Origin of the sequence: Sphingopyxis alaskensis RB2256 (genome assembly GCF_000013985.1) — a bacterium.
GTDB lineage: Bacteria > Pseudomonadota > Alphaproteobacteria > Sphingomonadales > Sphingomonadaceae > Sphingopyxis > Sphingopyxis alaskensis.
The window spans coordinates 340,328-363,363 of record NC_008048.1; the positions used below are offsets into that span (position 1 = coordinate 340,328).

A 23,036-nucleotide genomic window follows, 5' to 3' on the forward strand; every position below is an offset into this window, starting at 1 on the left:
AGCTTCGCTAGCTCCTGGCGGAGCAAGCTGCGCTATCCTCTCCCCTGACGGGGAGAGGGCTACGTCCGCTCCCCACCCCAAAACCGCCGTTCCTCAACGCCGCCGGTGGTTCGCGTGGCAGATGGCGACCGCCAGCGCGTCCGCCGCATCCGGCCCCGCGACCTTGGTGCCCGGCAGCAGCACGCCCAGCATCGCCTGCACCTGCCCCTTCGCTGCGCCGCCGGTGCCGACGATCGCTTTCTTGACGAGGCGCGGGGCATATTGCGTGACCGTCAGCCCGCCGCGCGCACAGCCGAGCAGGACCACGCCGCGCGCGTGCGCGAGCTTGAGCGTCGATTGCGGATTGTCGTTGACGAACACCTCCTCGACTGCGGCGCATTTTGGCGCATGATCGGCGATCACCGCAGCGAGCGCGGTGTCGAGATGCACGAGGCGGTCGGGGAGGGCGGCCTTGGCGTCGGTCTTGATCTGGCCGTTGGCGATATGGCTGATCCGGCTGCCCTCGACGCGGATGAGGCCCCAGCCGGTGCAACTGAGCGAGGGGTCGAGGCCGAGGATGATCATCATTCCTCCCCGGAACGGGGAGGGGGACCACCCGCAGGGTGGTGGAGGGGGCTCGCGGCCTCAAGCGAGGTCGCAGGCCGCACCCCCCCTCCGTCAGCGCTTCGCGCTGCCGCCTCCCCACAAGTGGGGAGGATTTGGCTCAACCCAGTTTCTCCATCACCGCGTCGGGAATCTCGTAATTGCCCCAGACGGTTTGGACGTCGTCGTCGTCGTCGAGCGTGTCGATGAGCTTGAACAGGGTCTGGGCGGTCGCCTCGTCGGCGACTTCGCTTTTCATCGTCGGGCGCCACGCGAGCTTGACGCCTTCGGCTTCGCCGAGCTTGGCTTCGAGGGCCTTGGCGACCTCGTGCAGGCTGTCGATGCTGGTCCAGATGTCGTGGCCGTCGTCGGACGATTCGACATCGTCGGCGCCGGCGTCGAGCGCGGCCTCGAACACCGTGTCGGCGTCGCCCACGCCCGGCGGATAGCTGATGAGGCCGAGGCGGTCGAAGCCGTGGCTGACGCTGCCCGAAGTGCCAAGATTGCCGCCATTCCTGCTGAACGCGGTGCGCACGTTGGTCGCGGTGCGGTTGCGGTTGTCGGTGAGCGCCTCGACGATCAGCGAGACGCCGCCGGGGCCATAGCCTTCGTAGCGGATTTCCTCGTAATTATCGCCATCGCCGCCGCTCGCCTTGTCGATCGCGCGCTGGATATTGTCCTTGGGCATCGACTGCGCCTTGGCGGCGTTGACCGCAGCGCGGAGGCGCGCGTTGGCGTCGGGATCGGGCAGGCCCATTTTCGCCGCGACGGTGATTTCGCGGCTGAGTTTCGAGAAGAGGGCGCTGCGCTTTTTGTCCTGCGCGCCCTTGCGGTGCATGATGTTCTTGAACTTGCTATGGCCGGCCACGGCCTACCTCCATCAATTGCCGTCATTGCGAGGAGCGAAGCGACGTGGCGATCTCCAGTGACCAGCATCATGCATGGCCGAGGGCAGGAGATTGCTTCGCTTCGCTCGCAATGACGAGTTTCGGCCCCTCTAGCCGTGCTCTCTGCGCGAAACAACCTGTCGATGACGGCGTCAGATGACGACCGCGGTGCCCGACGCGCTGACCATCAGCATCGAGCCATTCTGGCCGAGCACTTCATAGTCGATGTCGACGCCGATGACGGCATTGCCGCCGAGCTTCGCCGCTTCGGCCTCCATTTCGCCCAGCGCTTCCTTGCGCGCGCGGGCGAGGACGTCCTCATATTTGCCCGAGCGGCCGCCGACGATGTCGGTGATCGACGCGAACAGGTCGCGAAACAGATTGGCGCCGACGATCACCTCGCCGGTGACGATGCCCAGATATTCGCGGACCGGATGGCCTTCGATATTGTTGGTGGTGGTGCTGAACATCGTCACTCTCCGGGTTGGTGGCCTGGTTGGTGGCCTGGCTGGTGGACCGCGCGTCAGTCGATGCCGAGCGCCGATTTATAAACGTCGAGGATCGCTTCCATTTCCTTGCGGTCGTGCGGCGGCAATTTGCGCAGGCGCACGATCTGGCGCATGATCTTGGGGTCATAACCCTGTGATTTGGCTTCATTATAGGTGTCGCGGATATCGTCGGCGATGCCCTTTTTTTCTTCTTCCAGACGCTCGATACGCTCGATGAAAAGACGCAGCTGTTCGTCGGACACGGTGGCTTCGCTCATTTTATACTCCGCTGGGATGAAAGATGATGGGACGGGAATCGCCCTCGGCGCGTCCCTAGCGGGCCCGTGGATTCTTCGCCATGCTTTCTTCCATCCGTGTGAGCTGTTCGGGGGTGGCGGCGGTGTGAAAGCGGGCTTTCCACTCCGCCGTCGGCATGCCGTGGACGATGGCGCGGCCCGTTTCCCTGTCCATGTCGCCTGCTTCCGCGATCCAGTCGCCGAGGCAGTTGCGGCAGAAACCCGCGAGCCCCATCAGGTCGATGTTCGCGGCGTCGTGGCGATGCCGGAGCAGGCGGACGAGGCGGCGGAAAGCGGCGGCCGCGACGGCATCGTCGAGGGTGTCGAGGGCATCATTCGGGGCGGCCTGTTGATCGCTGCATGACATGTTCGGACTTTCCTGAATAGCTATACGGTGGTTGCGCTGGGGCGCGCGACGCGCCATGCCTCGCACACCGTAACGGCAATCAGGCAAGCGGAGCAATCGTGGTTCAGAGCTTTACCCCCCGCCAGCGCAAGGTGCGTATCCTGGCGACGCTTGGCCCCGCGAGCGCCAATGCCGAGATGATCGCCGCGCTGCACCGTGCGGGCGCCGACGCCTTTCGCGTCAATATGAGCCATGGCGACCATGCGGGTCATGCAAAGGTGATTGCGGCGATCCGGTCGCTTGAGAAGGAAACGGGGCGCCCGACGACGATCCTCGTCGACCTGCAGGGGCCAAAGCTGCGCGTCGGGACGTTCAGGGATGGCCCCGCCGAGCTGGTCAAGGGTGCAGCGTTCATGCTCGATACCGACACGGCTCCCGGCGACGCGACGCGCGTGCATCTGCCGCACCCCGAGCTGTTCGCGGCGCTCGAACCCGATACACGGCTGCTCATTGACGACGGCAAGCTGGTGTTGCGCGTGAAGAGCGTGTCGGCCGAGCGGATCGAAACGATTGTCGAGGTCGGGGGCAAGATTTCGGATCGCAAGGGGGTCAATGTCCCCGACGTCGTCGTGCCGCTGGCGGCGCTCACCGAAAAGGATCGCAAGGATCTCGCCTTCGCGCTCGAACAGCATGTCGACTGGATCGCGCTGTCCTTCGTGCAGCGACCCGAAGATGTCGCCGAAGCGCGGCGGCTGATCGGCGGCAAGGCGGCGCTGCTCGTCAAGTTCGAGAAGCCGTCGGGGGTGCAGCGGATCGACGAGATTTTGGAACTTGCCGACGCGGCGATGGTCGCGCGCGGCGATCTGGGGGTCGAACTTCCTCCCGAAGCCGTGCCGCCGCTTCAGAAACGCATCGTCGCGACCGCGCGGCGGATGGGCAAGCCGGTGGTGGTCGCGACGCAGATGCTCGAATCGATGATCGTCTCGCCCTCGCCGACGCGCGCGGAAGTCAGCGATGTCGCGACCGCGGTTTATGACGGCGCCGACGCGATCATGCTGTCGGCCGAGACCGCCGCGGGCGCGTGGCCGGTCGAAGCCGTCACCATGATGGATTCGATTGCGCGCTCGGTCGAAGGCGATCCCGATTATTTCCGCCGTCTCCACTTCACCGAGACACAGCCCGACGCGACAACCGCCGACGCGCTGGCCGAGGCGGCGGGCAGCATCATCACGACGATCGCCGCCGATGCGATCATCTGTTTCACTGCATCGGGATCGACCGCGCGCCGCGTCGCGCGCGAGCGGCCGGGCGCCCCCTTGCTCGTGCTGACGCCGAGGAAGGAAGCAGCGCGGCGCATGGGGCTGCTGTGGGGCGCGCATGCCGTGCCGACCAGGGACATCGGCAGTTTCGAGGAGATGATCGCCAAGGGCAAGCGCATGGCGCTGCGCCACGGGATCGGCAAGGCGGGATCGAAGCTGGTGATGATGGCGGGGGTGCCATTCGGCACGCCGGGATCGACCAATGTGCTCCACGTCGCGACGCTGACCGGCGACGAGCTGCGTGGGTATAGCTGAGCAGAGCTTCGCCGGAATGACGAACGGGGAAGGCGGCGGCATTGTGATTCAGTCCGGCACAAAAGTTACCGACCGATTCATAAAATATTCGATCTGATTCAGATCGGCACGACTAAAAATGGTAAATGGTCTTTGCACCATTGACGCCGCGCGGCATAGTTGGTGCAAACAGCGCGCCGGGCCCGCGTCGCAGGGCTCCGCATCGCCAGTTCGGAGGTCTATTCCGCGTGTCCGCACCGTTCCGTTTTCCGCGCTTTTTCGTCACCAGCCCGGCGCCGTGCCCCTATCTGGCGGGCAGGACCGAACGCAAGGTTTTCACTGAGCTCAGCGGAAACAATGCAACCGAACTCAACGACGCGCTGGGCCGGATCGGCTTTCGCCGCAGCCAGTCGGTCGCCTATCGCCCGAGCTGCGCCGATTGTTCGGCGTGCGTTTCGGTGCGCGTCTGCGCGAGCGAGTTTGCGCCGAGCAACTCACAGAAGCGCACGCTGCGCCGCAACGGCGATCTGGTCGTCACGGCGTGCAAGCCGTGGGCCACCGAAGAGCAATATGCGCTGCTGCGCTCCTATCTCGCCTCGCGCCACCCCGACGGCGGCATGGCCGACATGGACGAGCAGGATTTTGCCGACATGGTCGAACAGACCCCGGTGGACAGCTATATGATCGAATATCGCGAGCCGGTGGCGGGCGGCGGCAAGGGGCGGCTTGTCGGCTGTTGCCTGACCGACCGGCAGGGCGACGGGCTGTCGATGATCTACAGCTTTTTCGATGCGCATCATCCGCTGCGCGAGGGGCTGGGCACCTACATCATCGCCGACCATGTGTTGCGCGCCGCCAAGGCGGGGCTGCCCTATGTCTACCTGGGCTACTGGATCGAGGGATCGGCGCGCATGGCGTACAAGGCACGCTTCCGCCCGCTCGAAAAGCTCGGCCCCGATGGCTGGTCACGCTTCGAGCCGACGCCGTCGGAGCGGATCGCGGCGATGTTCGAACTGGCTTGAATGGTGGCGGCTTCAGGCCGCTTCCGGTCGTTAGCAGCCTCCCGATAGGCGATGCCGCTTCCTCAATAACAAAAGATTGCGAACGTCTCGCAGCAATGCAGATCGCCGTGTCGCCGGTTGACCTTTTCCCGCTTTCAAGGGCATAGCTTGCCGTCAGGACATAAGTCCGGGTCGCATCCAGCGTTGGTGGTCGCCCAGGGATGGGCGATTGGGGGAAATGGGATGCCCGTGCATGCGTTCGCCGATGGCTTGATCGCGGATGATCGGTCCGCCCGCGGCGGCGTGTTCGCATGAGCGAGCCGGTCAAGGTTGCGATCATCGGATCGGGCCCGGCGGGGCTGAGCGCGGCCGCGCGCGCGGCGCAGCTGGGGATGAGTCACGTCCTGCTCGAAAAGACCGACCATCTGTCGGACACCATCTTCAAATATCAGAAGGGCAAGCGCGTGCTGGCGACGCCCGAGCGACTCGACCTCCGCTCCGACTGCCGCTTTGCCGAAGGCGCACGCGAGCAGATTCTCGCGAATTGGGACGAGGACGCCGCGAACAACAAGGTCAATGTGGCATATCGTGCCGATGTCGCCGAAGTGACCGGCGAGAAGGGCGCGTTCGCGATCAGGACGGCGAAGGGCGATGTGTTTCACGCCGAAAATATCGTGCTGGCAATCGGTACGCAGGGCAATCCGAACCGGTTGCGCTGCGAGGGATATGACCTGCCGCACATCATCTATCAGGTCGACGATCCCGAGGATTTCAGGGACAAGCATATCACCGTCGTCGGTTCGGGCGACGCCGGCATCGAAAATGCGCTGGGGGTGGCCGAGGAGGCGCTGGAAAACACCGTCACCATCCTGAACCGGTCCAGGGATTTCGCGCGCGCCAAGGCCAAGAATGTATCCGACCTGATGGAAGCGGCCGAAAACGGGCTCATTTCGATCCGTACCGAGACGCAGCCGAAAAAGGTCGAACCGGGCTGGCTGACGCTCGACACCCCCGATGGCGAGGAACGCATTCCCTGCGACGTCATCGTCGCGCGGCTGGGCTCGGTCGCGCCGCGGGCTTTCGTCGAATCGATGGGGATCGAGTTCACCGGCCCCGACCGCGAGGCCTTTCCCAAGCTGTCGCCGACCTTTGAATCGACGGTGCCCGGCATTTTCGTCATCGGCGCGCTCGCGGGCTATCCGCTGATCAAGCATTGCATGAACCAGGGCTATGACGTCGTCGAGTTCATCAATGGCAACATGGCGCTGACCCCCGCCGACGAAAAGGATCTGGCGGCGATATTTGCGGGCCTGCCGCAGCAGAAGCCGGTGAGCGAATGGCTCGACTATCTGCGCGAACGGGTGAGCATCTTTGCCGATGTGTCGCCGCTGCAGATGCGCGAGTTCATGCTCGATTCGAAGGTCGCTTTCTATCGCAAGGGCGAGGTGGTGTTCGAAAAGGGCGAGCCGGGATCGTCGCTGTTCGCCATCGCCGACGGCCACGCCGAGGTCGAGGTCGGTCCCGGCGCCACCGTGCCGATCGAACAGGGATCGATTTTCGGCGAGGTCGGGCTGATTTCGGGGCGCAAGCGCGGCGCGACGATCCGCGCGGGCGCCGACAGCATCTTCGTCGAGGTGTCGCGCACCGCGGCGCTCAAGCTGATGGCCGCGGTCCCCGGCGCCAGGCGCGCGATCAACCGCATCTCGCTCGAACGCCAATTGTTGCAAATCTTCAAGGGCGGGCTGACCGCCGAGGATCTGGCGCCGGTCGTCGAGGCGGCGGAGGTCGAGCGCGTACCCGCGGGCAAGGCCGTGCTGATCGAGGGCGAGCAGGGCGACGACGTTTACGTCATCCGCTCGGGATCGATGGTGGTCGAGAAGGACATCGGCGGCAAGCCGATCTTCCTGCGCTACCTGCCCGCCGGCAGCTTTTTTGGCGAAATGGGCGTGCTGAGCGGCGAGCCGCGCAACGCGACGGTCAAGGCCGCGGTCGGCAGCGAGGTGATCAAGCTGACCGGCGACAGTTTCCGCAAGATGCTCGCGGCGCGGCCGCAGGTGCGCGAAGCGACCGAGGCCGCGGTGGCCGAGCGCGCCGCGATGAACAGCTTCATCGAATCGCGCAAGGCGAGCTATTCGAGCGCGGTCGACCTCTATTCGGACACCGCGAGCTTCATCATGAAGGAGGGGCTGGGCGAGGCGACCGACGCGCTGCTGATCGACGAGAATCTGTGCGTCGGCTGCGACAATTGCGAAAAGGCGTGTGCCGACAGCCACGAAGGGCTGTCGCGGCTCGACCGCGAGGCGGGCAAGACCTTCGCCCACCTGCACGTCCCCACGAGCTGCCGCCACTGCGAGCATCCGCACTGCATGGCCGACTGTCCGCCGAACGTCATCCACCGCGGCCCCGATGGCGAGGTGTTCATGGAGCCGGGCTGCATCGGCTGCGGCAACTGCATGCGCAACTGCCCCTATGGCGTGATTCGCATGGAAGCGGCGCCGCCGCCCAAACCGGGGCTTTTGAGCTGGCTGCTGCTCGGGCGCGGGCCGGGGCCGGGCGAACCCTCGCCCAAATGGACCAAGAAGCAATTAGGCGACGAGAAACCCAAGAAGATCGCGGTCAAATGCGACATGTGCAAGGGCATCGCCGGCGGCCCGGCGTGCGTGCGCGCCTGTCCGACGGGGGCGGCGATCCGCGTGTCGCCCGAAGAGTTTCTGTCGATCGCGCGGCTGGGCGAGGCGACCGACTGATGGCGAGCCTGTTCCAGCGGCGCCGGTCGAAGGCCACACAGGTAGAGCGGGTGCGCGAGCGCCAGCACGAGGGCTTCCTGCGCTATGCGGGGTTTCGCTGGGCGAAGATTTCGGGCGGGCTCTGCCTGCTGGTCATCCTGTCCTATGCGCTGATCGATGTGACGCCGCGGCACAATGGGGGGAGCTGGTACGGCTATACGCTCGGCACGATCGGCGCGCTGCTGATCCTGTGGCTCACCGCGCTCGGCTATCGCAAGCGCAAGATGACGCGCGATTACTGGTCGCTCAAAGCCTGGACCTCGGCGCATGTCTATCTGGGTTTGAGCCTGATCATCATCGGCACCTGGCACACCGGGTTCCAGCTCGGCTGGAACGTCCACACGCTCGCCTGGGTGCTGATGATGCTCGTCATCCTGTCGGGGCTCTATGGCGTGATCGTCTATGCGACCTTGCCCGCGGCGCTGTCGAACAACCGCGATCAGATGACGCAGATGCAGATGCTGGAGGCGATCCGCGCCTTTGACCGGCAATTGCACAGCGCCGCGCAGCCGCTGACCCCGGCGGACAGCGCGGCGGTGCTCGGCTCGCTCGACCAGGATCCGTTTGCGGGCGGCGCTTGGGCACGGCTGCGCGGACGCTATCCGGGCTGCGCTACCGCCGCCGCGCGCCGGGCGCTGGCGGCATCGCAGGGTGGCAATGCCGACGCGCGCGCCAAGGTCGTGCAGCTGTTGTCGCAGAAGGAGGCGGCGCTGGCGCGGCTGCGCGAACATCTGCGGCTGCGCGCGCTGCTCGAAATCTGGCTCTATGTGCATGTGCCGCTGACCTTTGCGCTGATCGCGGCGCTGTCGGCGCATATCGTCAGCGTCTTTTTCTATTGGTGAGGCGGGGACGATGAGCTTCATCCTGCGCCGCATCGCGACGACCAAGACGGGCAAGCAGATCGTCCGCGATCAGCCGCTGCCGGGCGACACGATCACGCTGGGTCGCGACAGCGCGAACGGGATTCACGTCGCCGATCTGGCGGTAAATCCGCACCATGCGACGATCGCCAGCAGCGATGGGCGCACGGTGCGGGTGACGGCGCAGGAGGGGCTGGGGTTCGACCTCAACGGCCGCACCGAAACCGTCGCCGACATCGACAGCGCGGCGGGGGGTGAGCTTCGCTTCGGCGGCCACCGGCTGACGATCGCGCGCGAGGACGGCAGGATCATCCTCCTCGTCGAGCGCATCGACGAATTGTCGCAATCGTCGAAGGATGTCGACGAGGTAAAGGCCTTTTCGCTCGCGGGCGTGATGCCGGGCAAGCGGGTCGGGGCGTGGACCTTTGGCCTGCTGATGCTGCTGGCGTTCCTCGTGGGGCCGATCTGGGCATGGCACAGCTATCGCCAGGTCGACGAGCGGCCCGACGGCTTCCACGCCGACCGTACCTGGCTGTCGGGTCCGCTGTCGAGCGCGCACGCCAATCTGACCAAGGATTGCCAGTCGTGCCACGTCGAGCCGTTCGTCGCGGTGACCGACAGTGCGTGCGTGAACTGTCACACGGGTGAGCACAAGGCGATGAGCATGGCGCACGCCGGTGCGCCGACCGCGATGCTGCTCGCGGCGCGCGCCCCGCCGGGCGGGTTCGACAAGTTCCTCGCCAATGTCGGCGAGGCATTCAACCGGCCGCAGGGACGCTGCGTCGATTGCCATACCGAGCATGAGGGCGCCGGGCCGATGGCGGCGACGCCGCAGCAATTCTGCGCCGATTGCCACGACGGGATGCAGGGCCGGCTCAAAAGTGCGGGGCATCCGACGATGCTGGCCGATGCCAGCGATTTCGGCACGGGCCACCCCGAGTTCCGCCCACTCGTCCGCGCCGTGCCGGGCGGTAAACTGGAGCGTATGATGCTGGCGAAGGGCGTCGTCGACGACAACGGCCTGAAGTTCCCGCACGACCTGCACCTGCGGGCGAATGGCGGGGTCGCGCGTATGGCGGCGAGTTTTCGGGGCCGTCATGATTTCGGGCGGAAGCTGGAATGCGAGAATTGCCACCGGGTCGAGGCCGATGGTGTGCGCGTCAAGCCCGTCGAGATGGAGCGCGACTGCGCGATGTGTCACAGCCTGGCGTTCGAGACCGTCGGCGGGGTGACGCGGACGCTGCGCCACGGCGAGCCGACGCAGGTCATCGCCGACCTGACCGCCTATTACCGCTCGACCCCGCCGTCGCGACCGCTTCAACTGGGCGGAATGCAGCGGCGGCGGCCGGGAGCCTATGCCGAGGGGCAGGTTTACAACATCTATTTCAACGAGGTGGCGGTGCGGCCGGCCCGCGCGCAGGATGCCGTGCGCGCAATCTTTTCCAAGGGCGGCGCCTGTTACGACTGCCACACCATCTTCGCCCCACGGGCGGGCAGCAGCTGGCGCGTCGCGGCGGTGAACCAGACGCAGCGTTACCTGCAAAAGGGCTGGTTCGACCATGACGCGCACAAGGAAACCGCGTGCGCCGATTGCCATACCGCAGCGCCCGCGTCGAAAGCGTCGACCGACCTGCTCGTGCCGGGCCTTCGCCAGTGCCGCGACTGTCATGTCGGCGAAGGTGGGGCGCGGCTGGTGAAGGTCGAAACCGCGACCGAATCGCCCTGCGCCATGTGCCATGAATATCATTCGGACGGCGGCAAACCGTGGGCGCCGAAGCGTCAGCAGAGAGTTAACAGCGTGGCAATCACAAATAAACGCGCCGGTGCCAGTGTGAGTGTGACCGCGATCACAGGTGCCGCCGCGCGTGGTCTTTATCATGTGACGTGGCGCACACCGGCCTTGCACGGGGCAAGGCGGGGCGGGTGAACTATCGGGCCGGGACCAGCCGGTGACAGCAGGGGACGGATATGCTGATCGCCCAGATCACCGATATCCACATCGGGTTCGATCCGGACAATCCGGCCGAATATAATCGCAAGCGCCTCGACGAGGTGCTCGACGTGCTGATCGAGGGGCCGAACCGCCCCGACCTGCTGCTCGCCACCGGGGACATCACCGATCGTGGCGACGCCGACAGCTATCGCCGCCTCGCCACCGCCTTTTCACGCTGCCCCTTTCCCGTATGGCCGAGCGTCGGCAACCATGACCTGCGCGACAATTTCCATGCGCGTTTTCCGGGGTTCGACGACGGCAACGGCTTTGTTCAATATACGGTCGAGCTTCCCGAACTGCGTCTCGTCACGATCGATACACTGGAGGAGGGGCGCCACGGTGGCGCCTTTTGCGAACGCCGGGCGGCGTGGCTCGATGCCGAGCTGGCGAAAGCGCCCGCCAGGCCGACCTATATCGTCATGCACCATCCGCCGGTCGAAAGCGGGATCGAGTGGATGAATACGCACCCCGACGAACCATGGGTCGCGACCTTTACCGACGTCGTCCGCCGTCACCCGCAGGTGCGCGGCCTGATCTGCGGCCATTTGCATCGCAGCGTGACGGTGGCGTGGGAGGGACGCACCATCGCCATCTGTTCATCGACCGCGCCGCAGGTGTCGCTCGACCTTCGCCCGATTGACGAGAACCATCCCGACGACCGGCCGATGATCGTCGCCGAAGACCCCGCCTATGCGCTGCACCGCTGGAACGGGCGCGAGCTGGTGAGTTTTTACGACCATGCCGGCGCGCACACGATGCTGGCGAAATATGACGAGCGGCTGCAACCGCTGGTCCGCGAATTGAAGGCCGAGCGGCCGGGGTAAGTGCTATTGCAACACCCTTTGAATCGTCATCCCGGCCTTCGCCGGGATGACGAAATCAGATGTCAGTAGCCTAAAGTGAGGTTCACCCGTGGCTCGACCGCCTCGCCCCGGTGCCACCGCGCCAGATTCTCCAGAAACCGCTCTGCCGAGCGCACGAACATCTTGTCCTGCGCGCGGCCCGACAGATGCATGGTGATATGCGCATTGTCGAGGCTCCACAGCGGATTGTCGGCGGGAAGCGGTTCGGGCGTCGTGACGTCGAGGAAGGCCGCGGCGATCTGCTGCGCATCGAGCGCGGCGACGAGCGCGTCCTGATCGACGACGCTGCCGCGCGCGATGTTGATGAGCGTCGCGCTCGGCTTCATCGTGGCGAGTTCGGCGGCGCCGATCATGCCATCGGTTTCGGGGGTCGCCGGGACCGCCAGGATCACCCAGTCGAAATCGCCAAGCCGCGCGCGCCACTGGTCGGGGGTCAGCGTATGTTCGCCCGGCGTGCGGCGGACGACGGTGACCTCGACCGCAAAACCCTTCAGCCGCTCCTCGATCAGCTTGCCGATCGCGCCATAGCCGAGGAGCAGCGCCTTCGATCCGAACAGTTCAACCTTGCCCGGCGAGTCCGTCAGCCACTCGCGCCGCTCCTGCGCGCGCACGACCTCACGGTAACCCTTGGCGACGGTGAGCATCCCCATCACGACATATTCGGCGATGGTGATCGCGTTGATCCCCGCGCCGTTGGTGACGATGGTGCCGCGTGTCGCGAGCAGATCGAGCGGCATGCCGTCGACGCCGGCGTAGATCGAGTTCAGCCATTTGAGCTTGGTCGCCGCGGTGATGACCGCGGCCATGTCCTTCTTGTCATACATGTCGAACCAGCCGATTTCGGCGTGCGGCGCGAGTTCGAGGGCCTCGTCCTTTGACTGAAAAAAGCGCGGCTCGACCCATTCGGGGAGGCGGCTTTCGACGAGGGGGCGGATGAGGCCCGACAGGACGGTGACGGTTTTGGTCATATTCGATCTTTCTGATCCTCCCCATCGACTTGCGATGGGGAGGTGGCATCGCGAAGCGATGACGGAGGGGCCTTGCCGAAGCTGTTCAAGCGGTCTTCGACCATGTCGAGAATAGATTGGGCGACCCTTTCGGCGCTGTCCAGTACCGCGCGCACCGGAATGCGGATCGTGTCGATGCGATTGGCACGCAGCCAGATGTCGCGGCGTTCGTCGTGCGCGGGATTGCCGCCCATATCGTGCGCGATGCCGTCGATCTCGATAGCCAGATCGGCGCGGGCGCAGAAGAAGTCGAGGATATAGGGGCCGGCGGGATGTTGCTTGCGGAACCTGTGGCCGCCGGGCGCGGTACGCAGGATTTGCCAGAGCAGGGTTCCGGGCAGGGTGAGGTCGCGGCGGAGCCGTTTTGCGCGGCGGATCGTCGAAGCGGGTTTGTCTGGACGCACCGTCGTTGCCCCTCCGTCAGCCCTGCGGGCTGCCACCTCCCCATCGCAAGTCGATGGGGAGGATATTCTATGCCTCCAGCCGCCAGTCCCAGCCGAGCGGGTCGCCGTCCATCACCTCGACCCCGGCGGCGATGAGTTCGTCGCGGAGTTTGTCGGAGGTCGCGAAGTCCTTGGCGGCGCGGGCTTCCTTGCGGCGGGTGAGGATGGCTTCGATTTCGGATTCGGTGATGGTGGCAGTTTTGGGGCGGATGCGCAGGTCGATTCGATCCAATTCAAGAAGTCGCAGACCGAATATTTGGTCCATCGTAGCAATGAGGCGAAGGCGATTGTCCAGTTGAATAAACGGGTCAGTGACCGCTTCTTCGACCAACTTAGTCAAAGCCAGTTTTTCCGACGTCGGGAAGGCCGATGCTGTATTTAGATCATTGCTGATCGCATCGTCAAATTCGCCCAGTATCCCGGTAAAATCGAACCATTCATCCGTCTCATTGATGGAGTCGATGTAGTCATCAACCATGCCCGGACTGCGCAAGTATTTTTTGAACGGTTTCCATTCGGAGAGCGTGGCAGCCTCCTTAGTGCGCTGGACCGCCATCACCAGCCGCTTCAACCGCGTCAGCGCCGCGCCCAGCCCCTCCCACGAAAACTCCAGCTCGCTGCGATAATGCGCCTGGAGGCACATCAGGCGATAGGCGAGGGGGTGGTAGCCCTTGTCGATCAGGAGTTGCAGGCGCAGGAACTCGCCCGCGCTCTTGCTCATCTTGCCAGAGCGTTCGACGAGGAAATTATTGTGCATCCAGATGCGCGCGCCGCTGTCGGTCGAGCAGCTGCGCGCCTGGTTCTGTGCGATTTCGTTCGGATGATGAATCTCGCGGTGGTCGATGCCGCCGGTGTGGATGTCGAAGGGGAAGCCGAGCAAAGCCTCCGACATCACCGAGCATTCGAGGTGCCAGCCGGGCGCACCTTTGCCCCATGGGCTGTCCCACTCCATCTGGCGCGTCTCGCCCGGCGGGGTCTTGCGCCAGATGGCGAAGTCGGCGGGATGGCGCTTGCCGTCGACAGGGTCGATCCGGCTCTCGCCCTCGTCGGTCGCATGGCGCGCAAGGCGTCCGTAATCGGCGACGGTCGAGGTGTCGAAATAGAGGCCACTGTCGAGTTCATAGCAATGCTTGTCGGCGATCGCTTTGGCGAACTCGATCATCTGCGGCACATAATCGGTGGCGATCGACCAGTGCGCGGCCTCGGGCTTGCCCGCCTTCATCGGGCCTCGGATGTTCAGCGCCTTCACGTCGGCCCAATAGGCCTCGGTATAATGGCGCGCGATGTCCCAGATCGACTGCGCCTTTTCGGCCGCGGCCTTTTCCAGCTTGTCCTCCCCCGCATCGGCGTCGTCGGTGAGATGACCGACATCGGTGATGTTGATGACATGGGTGAGCTTGTATCCCTTGAACGACAGGGTGCGGCCCAGCGTGTCGGCAAAGACATAGGCGCGCATATTGCCGATATGCGGATAGTTGTAGACGGTCGGCCCGCAGCTGTAGACGCGCGCTTCGCCGGGGTGGACGGGCTCGAAGGTTTCGAGGCGGCGCGTCAGGCTGTTGAACAGCCTCAGCGGCGGGGAGGCGGGCGTGTCGGTCATGCCGCCGCCCATGCCCCGCACCGATGCGATACGTCAACCGAAAGACGGCTTACTCCGCGGGCGGGGTCCACAGATCGTCGTTGCCCGCGCCGGTCACCGGATCGTCGACGAGCGGCTCGCCGCTCAGCGGATCGATGTCCCGCATCGTGATCAGCGGCTGCCGCAGGGTATAGCCGCCGCCCTGTCCGTCTTCCCCGTCGCCCTCGATCTCTTCCTCGATCACATCCTGAACCGGAAATCCGCCATCGCCGTCGCGATCGAATGCGATGCAAACGGCCGGGCTGGAAAGGAGGCAGCCGTTGACCGTCGATCGCGGGTCATAACTGCCGACAACGGGCGCGACCCCGTTGACCGTCACCAGCTGAAGGGCCTGGAGCCCGGTGACCCGTCCGCCCGCACCCAGATGCGTGCCGTTGACGACGATCCGCGACGCGCCTTCAGTCAGGACGTCGAGCCCCCCCGCACCGAAGGTGAACCCGCGGCGCTCCGCGAGCGCCGTTCCGGCGCCGCTGTTCTGGACGAAGAAGCCGCCGACGACCGCGGCGCGGATACCGCGCGCGAAGAGTGCGCCTTCGTCGAGGACGATGCCGTCATTCCGGCTGAGCCGCTCGCTGATCGCGTCGGTCGTCATCGCCGAGGCGACGTCGGCAATCGCCGCCGCTGTTGCAACGATGATGTCGTCGGACACCATGTTGAGCTGACCCGCCGGTGCCGTGCCGTTGACGAGGCGCACCCTGCCCTGGCCAAGAATGACCTCGAGCGCGTCGTCCGCGACGAGATTGAGCGCATTGGCATCGGTCAGCCCGGAGAGTTCGACATTGCCGATCACGCGCATCTTGCCCGGCGTGCGGATCGTCAGCGCACCATTGGCGCCGAGGTTCGATCCGGGGGCGCCACCTGCCAGCGTGAAACTGTCGATGATGACGTCGGGCGGCGCTGCCGACCCGACCGAGCTGCCCCCCACGGAAGCCACTTCGGGTGCGAAGACCTCGATCTGCGCGCCGAACAGGCGGGTGAGTTCGTCGGCATCGATACGATAGCCCGACACACTGCCCCCTGGCGCGCCGCCGATGAAAGTCTGGTTGGCGTTGTTGTTGTTCGCGAGCGAGAGAGCCGTAGTGACGCCCGCGGTGCCGATGCGCGCCGCGGCGTCGATCGCAATGTCCGCCGAAGCGAACGAAATCGACTGCCCTGTGACGATGCCCGCCACGCCGATTGACGACCGCGCGGTGGCGCTGAGATCACCCGCGACGGTTACGGTGCCGAGATTGAGGACGCCGCCGTTGTTCGCGAGGATCGCGTCGGCGGCGGTGAGCGCGTCGATCGTCATCGCCGTACCCTGCGCGTCGAGATCGGCGGTGCCGGCGACGGAGCCGTTGCCGAGCGACAGATCGCCACTCGAGCGGACAAAGGCGTCGCCGACGTCGGTGACAAGCGTCGCAAAGTCCATCGCGTCGCCGCCTTCAATGCGGATCGCGTCGGCGCTGGCGTCGATCGGTCCCGAGGCAAAAAGCGCGCCGATACGGATCGCACCATTGCTGCTGGCAAGGCTCGTCGCGCCAAGCGCATAGACCTGGTCGGCGTCGATTCCTGCGGCGCCCGTCAGCGCGACATTCTGCCCCTCCACCACGGTCAGGTCGATTGCGCCGGCCGCGTTCAATGATGCGTTGCCGAGCGCGCGAACGCCGCCGCCCGCGATGCCCGCAGTCGAAGCGATGACGAGGTTGCCGTCGGCGGTGAGCGTCGGAGCCGGATTGCCACCTGGATCGGTGAGCGCGGCGATCGTGACGTTGTCGGCCGTGATCGCGATATCGCGCCCAGCGTTTACGGAGGCGGTCAGGGTGGCGGGGCCGGCGGAGTCGACGACAACGTCGTCGAACGATGCGACGTCGGCGAGCGTCGTCGCGCCGCCCTGGGTGCGGAGGCTGCTGTCGCCGCCGGTAACGCCGAGGCCCAGCGTGGACGCGCCGCCCACCGCGATCTCGTTGGCGGCGGTGAGCAGAATGTCGTCGCCTGCCGTCAGCGCGGCAGCGTCGATTGCGCCCGCGGCGGACTGCATGACGATGTCGGCGCCGTCCGCGGCCTGTGGGGTGATCGCGAAACCGGGACTGCCCGATGCCGAAGAAAAGTCGAGGATATGTGTATCGGCGCCCGCGCCGGTCGCGGCGACACCGTTGGCGAAGACATTGCCCGCGGCCTGCACCCTGACATCGTCGCCCGCGGCGATATTGGCGAGACTGGCGATGGTTCCCGCGAGCAGCAGCATATCTTCGCCCGCGGTGCCGCCGTCGACCGACGCGGCGCCGCCCGCGCTGACGCCGAACATGCGCGCGGCGGCACTGGTCGTCAGCGAGACGTCGGCGGCCGCAATGGCGAACAGATTGCCCTCTGCGAGCAGGCCGTTGCCATCGACATAGCCGCCGCTGGCGATCGCCGAAGCAAAGATACTGGCATCGGAATTGAGGAAGATGTTGCCGCCCGCGACGAAATTGCCCGTCAAATCGTCGGCGGCGAAAATCGAGATCGTGCCCGCGACATCGGCCGTATCCACCGACACCGCGCCGCCAAGGCCGAAGGCGACAAAGGATGCGTCGCCGGTGACCGGGCCGGTCAGCGCAACGTTGTCGGCGAACAGGCTGATGTCGCCGGTCGCGGCGATCGCGCCGCCGTCGATGCCGTCCACCGCCGACAGGCTGACCGTCAGCCCGGCATCGATGCTGTTGAACGCGATCGACTGGCCCGACACCTGCACGAATCCGCCGGCGCTCGAATTGCCGAGGTCGACCGCGCCCGGCGAGGCGATGCTGATATTGCCGCCGGTGATGATCGAGTTGAGCCCGGTGGCGAAGCTGCCTGCGCTGGCGCTGAAATCGCCAATCGCTTCGGCATGTTCGACCCTGGCTGCGCCGGGACTGAAGAGGCTGATGCTTCCGCCCGCCAGCCCGTCGACCATGATCGTGCCCGCGGGATCGCTGACCGTCAGCGACAGCGAGCCATCGGCGGCGGCGAGGCTGCCCGTCGCGCCGCTGACGCTGGTCGCCGCCGTCATCGTCATGTCGCCGCTCGCGTTCAGCGTCGGTGCCGTGCCTTCGCGATTGTCGTGGCGCAGGTCGATCTGGTCGCCCGCGTCGATCGTCAGCGATCCGTCGACGTCGAAACTCCCATTCGACTGGCCATAGACGCCGATCGATCCGTCGGTGATGAGCGTGACGTCGCCCTGGCTGGCGATCGCGCCGCCCGCTGGAGCGACGAAAATGCCCGCGGCCGCAGTGTCGATGTCGTTGTTCGTCGGCGCGGCGAGGCCGAACGCCTGCGCGGCGAGGCCCGCGAAATTGATGTCGCCGCCGCTGGTGCGCAATTCGATACGGCCTGCGATGTCGCCGCTGGCATCGATGCCCGTCTGCCCGAGGTCGATCTGGCCGGGTCCCGCGACACCGCTGCGCGCTTCGATCTCGACGCGTCCGCCCGCCGACAGGCCCATGAGGCCAAGGCCGCCATCGGTGCCGCCGCCCTGGCCGAGTCCGCCGCTGCCGCCTTCGCCCTCGACGCCATTTGCGGCAAGATCGACGGCCTCACCCCCCGAATCGATCGTGCCACCGACCGCGACCAGTCGGACGGTCCCGCCGCCGCCATTGCCCCCGTCGCCGCCATCGCCCGCCTGGTTTCCGGCCCCGAAGACGCTGTTTGCTCCCGCGCCGCCGGCGCCGCCGGCGCCGCTGCTGGCGAGCGCGACGCCGCCGCCGGTGCCGGTGCCGAGCGTCACCGCCGCGCCGTCCGTGGCGGCGATCTCTATCGTGCCGCCGCGGCCGTCACCGCCGTCGCCGCCGTCCGGGGCGGCAGTGGGGAAGGAGCCGAAGCCGAGCCCGGCCGATCCGCCGTTGCCGCCGACCCCGCCGGTGACGAAGTTGGTTTCGACGATGGTGAGACCCGCACCGGCGCCCACCGCCTGCATCCGCGAGGTGCCGCCGCTGCCGTTGCCGCCGTCGCCGCCGTCGCCATCGCGCCCGTTGCCGCCGTCGCCGCCCGTGCCGGTCGATGCGATGGCGATCAGCAGCGCGCCTGCATCGAACCCGGTGACGATTGCTTGCGCCACGCCGCCGAAGCCATCCCCGCCAGCGCCGCCGACGTTGTGGATGCCGCCGTCGCCGCCCGTTCCTGTCGCGACGCTGCTGGCCGAAGCGACCGCGGGGATCGCCGTTTCGAGCGCGATCGTCGCACTGCCGCCGCGCCCGGCGCCGCCCGTGCCGCCGACCCCGATACCCGTCGCGCCGCCGCTGCTGCTCGAAAAGAAGCTGCCGCCGCCGTCGCCGCCGATCCCGGAGGCATCGGCGATCATGCTGCTCGCGGTCGTGGTGCCGCCGGTAACGTTGATCGCGGCCGTGCCGCCGATCCCCTCGGCGCCGTCGCCCGGTGTGCCGGGCACGCCGCTGAAGCTTGAAAAGTTGAAAAATTCGCCGCCGCGCCCGCCGGTACCGACCGCGCTCGCCTGGATGACGCTGGCATCGACGACCGCAGTGCCCGAAATGTTGATCGTCGCGGTGCCGCCGCGTCCCTGCTGGCCGTCGCCGCCGGGGATGATGTTCAGGGGATCATCGTCATTGCCCGGCAGGCCTTCGCCGCCAAAGCCGTCGGCGGTCGCGAAGACGTCCGCGACGGTGATCGATCCGCCGCTGAAGTCGATGGTCGCGTTTCCGCCCACGCCAAGTCCCGATTGACTCTCCACCGCGCCACCGTCGGCGCTGACCCGGATGTCGCCGATCGAGGCCGTGCCGCCGGTCTGCGAGAAAGTGGCGTTGCCGCCCCGTCCGGCCCCGGCCGTGCCGCCATCGCCGATCTCCCCAACGCCGCTGGCGTCGATCGTGAGCACCGACGTCGTCACGCTGCCCCCGGCGATCGTCAGGCTGGCATTGCCGCCCTGTGCGTCGCCCGTCACTGCTTCGGGCGTGCCCGACGCCAGGATCGCAAGGTCGCTTGCCGCGAATGTCCCGCCCGTCACGGTCAGCGCGGCATTGCCGACGGCGCCAGCCGTGCCGCCCGACTGGAGGGTGAAGTTGCCGGTTGCGCCGCCCTGCTGGCCCGCGCCGATGATCAGCGATGCGCCGGCATCGCCGGTGAAGCTGCCATTGCCCTCGACAAGGAACTGGCCATCGGCCGACAGCGCCGGCGGCGATCCGGGCAGCGTCTGCGTCGGGGCGGCCGCGAAGGTGCCGCTGGCGCGCGCCACCGTGTCGCTGCGGAAGAGCGTGTCGGCGGCGACGATGGTCGCGGCGACGGCGCTGACCGGCGCGGTGTCCAGCTCGCCCCCGACGATATTATATCCCGCCGACAGCCGCACGGCGCCATCGGGATCGACCTGCGCCGAGACGGCGTCGTCATAGCCGATCGCGCCGCCGACCAGCAGCGTCACCGCGTCGTTCTTGGGGATCGCCACCATATAGATGCGGCTCTGGTCGGTGTCGCCCTGCTGGTGCGCGGGGCCGGTCGTCGTGCCCGAGTGGTCGATGACCGTGCCGCCCTCTGCACCGACGGTGACGTCGATGTCGAAAAGGCCGCCGTTGATGCGGATATTCGCCGCCTCTGCGGCGATATAGGCGGCCGAACCATCGACGCGCACAGTGCCCGCCTGCACGATGCGCGGCGCGACAAGCGCGACATAGGAACTGCCCGGATTGCCCGCGTTATTGGCGTTGATCGCGCCATTGACGGTGATCGCGGACGTGCTTCCCGACGCGCCGCCCAGGCGGATCGTGCCGCCGGGACCGAACAGCCCGCCGCTCGTGTCGACGTCGTTGGCGGTCAGCAACAGGCTGCCGACATTGATGACGCCGCTGGCGCCGATCAACACGCCGCCGGCGTTATAGAACCAGATATTGCCGCCGCGCGGGCCGGTGGTCGAGCCGATATAGGAATTGACCGTGCCGTTGAGCGCGATCTGGCGGCCGAGCGCGCCACCCGATGCGTCGACGAAGCGGTTGAGCACCGTATAGTCGCCCGTGCCGATGAAGTTCCATATCTCGCCGGCCGGAAGGATATCGATCGCACCGCCGGTCGGCGCATTGTCGGTAGGCACCCAGTTGATGACGCTCTCGCTCGTCGTCACCGTAACGCTTGTCGTGTTGGTGGCGCCATTGTTGCCGATGGCGCCGGTGCCCGACACAAAGCTGCCGGTTCCGGCGACCTGAGCCGCGACCGGGCCGCCCTGTGCGAGCGCGGCCAGACCTGCGGCAATCGCGCAACTGGCCAGCAGGCGCGGCTTGCCGCGATGGCGGGGCGAGGGGGTGGCGATGGCACGCATGGCGGTCGTCCTCGATGCAAGAATCATGGGTCAGCGCGCCCTGACGCCGAACTGGGTGGTAAGCGACACGAGCAACCGCGGGTCGGGCCGTTCGGTCAGGAAACCGCCCCGATTGAGCGGCACCGCGAGCGTCACGTCGAGCCGCGCGACATCGCCATAGGCGACACGCACGCCGCCGCCCGCCGAATAAAGCTTTTGCGGATCGAGCCCGTCGAACGCCGCATCTTCGTTCCACACCCAGGCCGCGTCGAAGAAAGCGAAGGGCTGGATCGCGAAAGCCTTGGTATTGGCGGGGACGAACGAGCCATAACGCGCCTCCAGCGCCACGGCGACGCCGCTGTCGCCGATCACCGTGCCGGGGTCGAACCCGCGCCCGACGGTAAAATTGCCCCCCGAAAACTCTTCATAGGCGAGCAGGGGATCGGCTGCCCATTGGGCGCGCGGGGCCGCCGACAGGGTGAACAGCTTGACGGGGCGCCATTCGGCGAGCGCCTGCGCGCGGATGAGGAAGGCGTCGGGCTGCCCCTCGATGCGCGTCAGCGGTACCGCGCCGGGCAGGAAACAGGCGGTGCCGCCGGGCCCGCAATCGTCGCTCGCGCCCAGGAAATCCACACCCTGCCGCGCTTCGAGCGAGGTGGCGAGCGACCAGCGCGGCTCGCCCGCGCTATAGCCGCCGCGCCCGGCGATCGAACCGGGGTCGACCCAGCTCGCATCGGCGCGCAGGCCCAAAACGCGCAGCCGGTCCTCGTTGAGCGATATGCCCGACAGGCCGATGTCCTGGTCGATAATGTCGAGCCCGCCGCCGATCGTCAGCCGCCGTGCCTGTGTCAGCACGAGCGGATAGGAGGCGAACAGGCTAAGGATCTGCGTATCGGACTTGATCGGCAGTCCGGTGACGTCGGGGCGCGTCCAGGCATAGATATAGCTGGCGCCGAGCCGCAATCCCTCGCCGCCGACGCGCAGCTCGTGGCCGACCTGCACGACCGTCTGCTCGTCGAAATCTGGGGTCGAATAGAAACTCAGCGTCGTGAGATCGGCCATGCCGGTCAGCCCGGCGAAGCGCGCGCGCGCATTGGCGCCCCAGCGGCCGACATCGCGCGAACCGAGATTCTGGGCGTTGAAGTCGAAGGTGACGGGGGTGCGCACCACCGTCACTTCGCCGATGACTTCGCCCGGCGTGCCGCCGGGGCGCAGCGTCAGCCGCGCATCCATCCCCGGAATGTCGCGCGCGAGCAGCAGGTAGCGCTCGGCATCGGCGATGTTGAACACCGGCGCGTCGTCGAGTCGCGACAGGTAGCGCTGAAGCAGCGCCTCGTTGGCGCCGGCATCGCCGCGCACTTCGACGCGCGCCATCCGCGCCGCCAATATGTCGAGCCGCACGACCCCGTCGTCGATCGTCTGCGCAGGGACGCGCACGGCGGCCAGATAGCCTTTGGCGCGCAGCATGGTCGCGGCGCGGTCGCGGATGTCGCACACCGCGGCGATCGGCAGCTCCTGCCCGGTGCGGCCCGACCAGCTTGGCGACAGCATCGCCGGGTCGATGCCCTCGACACGCGAAAACTCGACCGCGCGAAGGGTGAAGCGGATATGGGCAAATTGCGGGTCGGCCAGCGGACAGGGCGCGCGCTCGATCTCCTCGTCGACCGCCACGATCCGCTCGCCGGGCGGTGCCGCGGGCGCGAGCGGCGGGCGCTGGATTTCCTCGCGCGTGGGGATCTGCGGCGTGGCCTGCCCAAGCGCCGCGGCGGGCAGCGCGGCCGCGATCAGCCCCGTCGACGCGGTCAGCGCGGCGCGGAACGCCCCGCGTCGCAGCCCGAAAATCGGATCCTGTCCCTCATCCCCCGACACGGCCATCACCACCCCTTGCGTTCGGACGCAGCGCGACGACCGCGCTGCACCATTTCGACCCGAACCGCCGCTGTCCGGCGGCCCGATTTTCGACCCAGGGAATGGTCCGCCAAGCCACCGGCGGCCTTTCCCGGTCTGATTATCAGATGGATGGCGCGGCGACAATGGCCGCCCCGTCCACCGTCATC

16 protein-coding genes are annotated in these 23,036 nt (G+C 66.8%); 6 read left to right on the forward strand and 10 right to left on the reverse strand.

Annotated elements, in window-relative coordinates:
* Positions 1 to 93 precede the first annotated feature (93 nt).
* The 5 genes from ruvC to SALA_RS01700 form a co-directional block, all read right to left on the reverse strand.
* Positions 94 to 564: a crossover junction endodeoxyribonuclease RuvC gene (ruvC, locus tag SALA_RS01680; RefSeq protein WP_011540650.1), complete on the reverse strand. Its 471-nt coding sequence runs from the start codon at positions 562 to 564 to the stop codon at positions 94 to 96.
* Positions 565 to 703: 139 nt separating this feature from the next.
* Positions 704 to 1,450: a YebC/PmpR family DNA-binding transcriptional regulator gene (locus SALA_RS01685; RefSeq protein WP_011540651.1), complete on the reverse strand. Its 747-nt coding sequence runs from the start codon at positions 1,448 to 1,450 to the stop codon at positions 704 to 706.
* Between the two features lie 171 nt (positions 1,451 to 1,621).
* A complete protein-coding gene (locus SALA_RS01690) occupies positions 1,622 to 1,939 on the reverse strand; it encodes a YbjQ family protein (RefSeq protein WP_011540652.1) in 318 nt (105 codons plus the stop codon).
* A gap of 53 nt (positions 1,940 to 1,992) precedes the next feature.
* Positions 1,993 to 2,235: a DUF2312 domain-containing protein gene (locus SALA_RS01695; protein ID WP_011540653.1), complete on the reverse strand. Its 243-nt coding sequence runs from the start codon at positions 2,233 to 2,235 to the stop codon at positions 1,993 to 1,995.
* A 55-nt stretch (positions 2,236 to 2,290) separates the two neighbouring features.
* Complete coding sequence (locus SALA_RS01700) at positions 2,291 to 2,620, reverse strand: DUF1244 domain-containing protein (protein WP_011540654.1); 330 nt, start codon at positions 2,618 to 2,620, stop codon at positions 2,291 to 2,293.
* Between the two features lie 98 nt (positions 2,621 to 2,718).
* Here SALA_RS01700 and pyk point away from each other — a divergent pair, with 98 nt between their 5' ends.
* The 6 genes from pyk to SALA_RS01730 all read left to right on the forward strand — a co-directional run bounded on the left by pyk (position 2,719) and on the right by SALA_RS01730 (position 11,616).
* A complete protein-coding gene (pyk, locus tag SALA_RS01705; RefSeq protein ID WP_011540655.1) occupies positions 2,719 to 4,173 on the forward strand; it encodes a pyruvate kinase in 1,455 nt (484 codons plus the stop codon).
* A gap of 227 nt (positions 4,174 to 4,400) precedes the next feature.
* Positions 4,401 to 5,174: an arginyltransferase gene (locus tag SALA_RS01710; protein WP_011540656.1), complete on the forward strand. Its 774-nt coding sequence runs from the start codon at positions 4,401 to 4,403 to the stop codon at positions 5,172 to 5,174.
* 290 nt (positions 5,175 to 5,464) lie between these two features.
* Entirely contained in the window at positions 5,465 to 7,900 is a 2,436-nt protein-coding gene (locus tag SALA_RS01715) for an NAD(P)-binding domain-containing protein (protein WP_011540657.1), read from the forward strand.
* Positions 7,900 to 8,781: a hypothetical protein gene (locus tag SALA_RS01720; protein WP_011540658.1), complete on the forward strand. Its 882-nt coding sequence runs from the start codon at positions 7,900 to 7,902 to the stop codon at positions 8,779 to 8,781. Before SALA_RS01715 ends, SALA_RS01720 begins: the two co-directional genes overlap by 1 nt.
* 10 nt (positions 8,782 to 8,791) lie before the next feature.
* The gene (locus tag SALA_RS01725; RefSeq protein ID WP_011540659.1) at positions 8,792 to 10,726 is read left to right on the forward strand and encodes a cytochrome c3 family protein; all 1,935 of its coding nucleotides are present in this window, start codon (positions 8,792 to 8,794) and stop codon (positions 10,724 to 10,726) included.
* A gap of 41 nt (positions 10,727 to 10,767) precedes the next feature.
* Positions 10,768 to 11,616 (forward strand): phosphodiesterase, encoded by an 849-nt coding sequence (locus tag SALA_RS01730; RefSeq protein WP_011540660.1) that lies wholly within the window; start codon positions 10,768 to 10,770, stop codon positions 11,614 to 11,616.
* A 62-nt stretch (positions 11,617 to 11,678) separates the two neighbouring features.
* Here SALA_RS01730 and SALA_RS01735 read toward each other — a convergent pair whose 3' ends face one another.
* The 5 genes from SALA_RS01735 to SALA_RS01755 form a co-directional block, all read right to left on the reverse strand.
* Positions 11,679 to 12,623, reverse strand: coding sequence for a D-2-hydroxyacid dehydrogenase (locus SALA_RS01735; RefSeq protein WP_011540661.1), 945 nt, complete (start codon positions 12,621 to 12,623; stop codon positions 11,679 to 11,681).
* Positions 12,620 to 13,066, reverse strand: a complete 447-nt coding sequence (locus SALA_RS01740; RefSeq protein WP_011540662.1) for an endonuclease domain-containing protein — start codon at positions 13,064 to 13,066, stop codon at positions 12,620 to 12,622. Before SALA_RS01740 ends, SALA_RS01735 begins: the two co-directional genes overlap by 4 nt.
* Before the next feature lie 67 nt (positions 13,067 to 13,133).
* Complete coding sequence (gene cysS, locus SALA_RS01745) at positions 13,134 to 14,705, reverse strand: cysteine--tRNA ligase (protein ID WP_041383544.1); 1,572 nt, start codon at positions 14,703 to 14,705, stop codon at positions 13,134 to 13,136.
* A gap of 49 nt (positions 14,706 to 14,754) precedes the next feature.
* Positions 14,755 to 21,000, reverse strand: coding sequence for a beta strand repeat-containing protein (locus tag SALA_RS01750; RefSeq protein WP_041382963.1), 6,246 nt, complete (start codon positions 20,998 to 21,000; stop codon positions 14,755 to 14,757).
* A gap of 30 nt (positions 21,001 to 21,030) precedes the next feature.
* On the reverse strand, positions 21,031 to 22,854 hold the full coding sequence (locus SALA_RS01755; RefSeq protein WP_011540665.1) for a ShlB/FhaC/HecB family hemolysin secretion/activation protein: 1,824 nt from the start codon (positions 22,852 to 22,854) through the stop codon (positions 21,031 to 21,033).
* Between the last annotated feature and the right edge of the window lie 182 nt (positions 22,855 to 23,036).

Bases quoted from the DNA above. Each gene is read 5' to 3' on its own strand.
- ruvC (WP_011540650.1), bottom strand. From the start codon at position 564: ATGATCATCCTCGGCCTCGACCCCTCGCTCAGTTGCACCGGCTGGGGC.
- SALA_RS01690 (WP_011540652.1), bottom strand. From the start codon at position 1,939: ATGTTCAGCACCACCACCAACAATATCGAAGGCCATCCGGTCCGCGAA.
- SALA_RS01695 (WP_011540653.1), bottom strand. From the start codon at position 2,235: ATGAGCGAAGCCACCGTGTCCGACGAACAGCTGCGTCTTTTCATCGAG.
- SALA_RS01700 (WP_011540654.1), bottom strand. From the start codon at position 2,620: ATGTCATGCAGCGATCAACAGGCCGCCCCGAATGATGCCCTCGACACC.
- SALA_RS01715 (WP_011540657.1), top strand. From the start codon at position 5,465: ATGAGCGAGCCGGTCAAGGTTGCGATCATCGGATCGGGCCCGGCGGGG.
- SALA_RS01720 (WP_011540658.1), top strand. From the start codon at position 7,900: ATGGCGAGCCTGTTCCAGCGGCGCCGGTCGAAGGCCACACAGGTAGAG.
- SALA_RS01725 (WP_011540659.1), top strand. From the start codon at position 8,792: ATGAGCTTCATCCTGCGCCGCATCGCGACGACCAAGACGGGCAAGCAG.
- SALA_RS01730 (WP_011540660.1), top strand. From the start codon at position 10,768: ATGCTGATCGCCCAGATCACCGATATCCACATCGGGTTCGATCCGGAC.
- SALA_RS01735 (WP_011540661.1), bottom strand. From the start codon at position 12,623: ATGACCAAAACCGTCACCGTCCTGTCGGGCCTCATCCGCCCCCTCGTC.
- cysS (WP_041383544.1), bottom strand. From the start codon at position 14,705: ATGACCGACACGCCCGCCTCCCCGCCGCTGAGGCTGTTCAACAGCCTG.
- SALA_RS01750 (WP_041382963.1), bottom strand. From the start codon at position 21,000: ATGCGTGCCATCGCCACCCCCTCGCCCCGCCATCGCGGCAAGCCGCGC.
- SALA_RS01755 (WP_011540665.1), bottom strand. From the start codon at position 22,854: ATGGCCGTGTCGGGGGATGAGGGACAGGATCCGATTTTCGGGCTGCGA.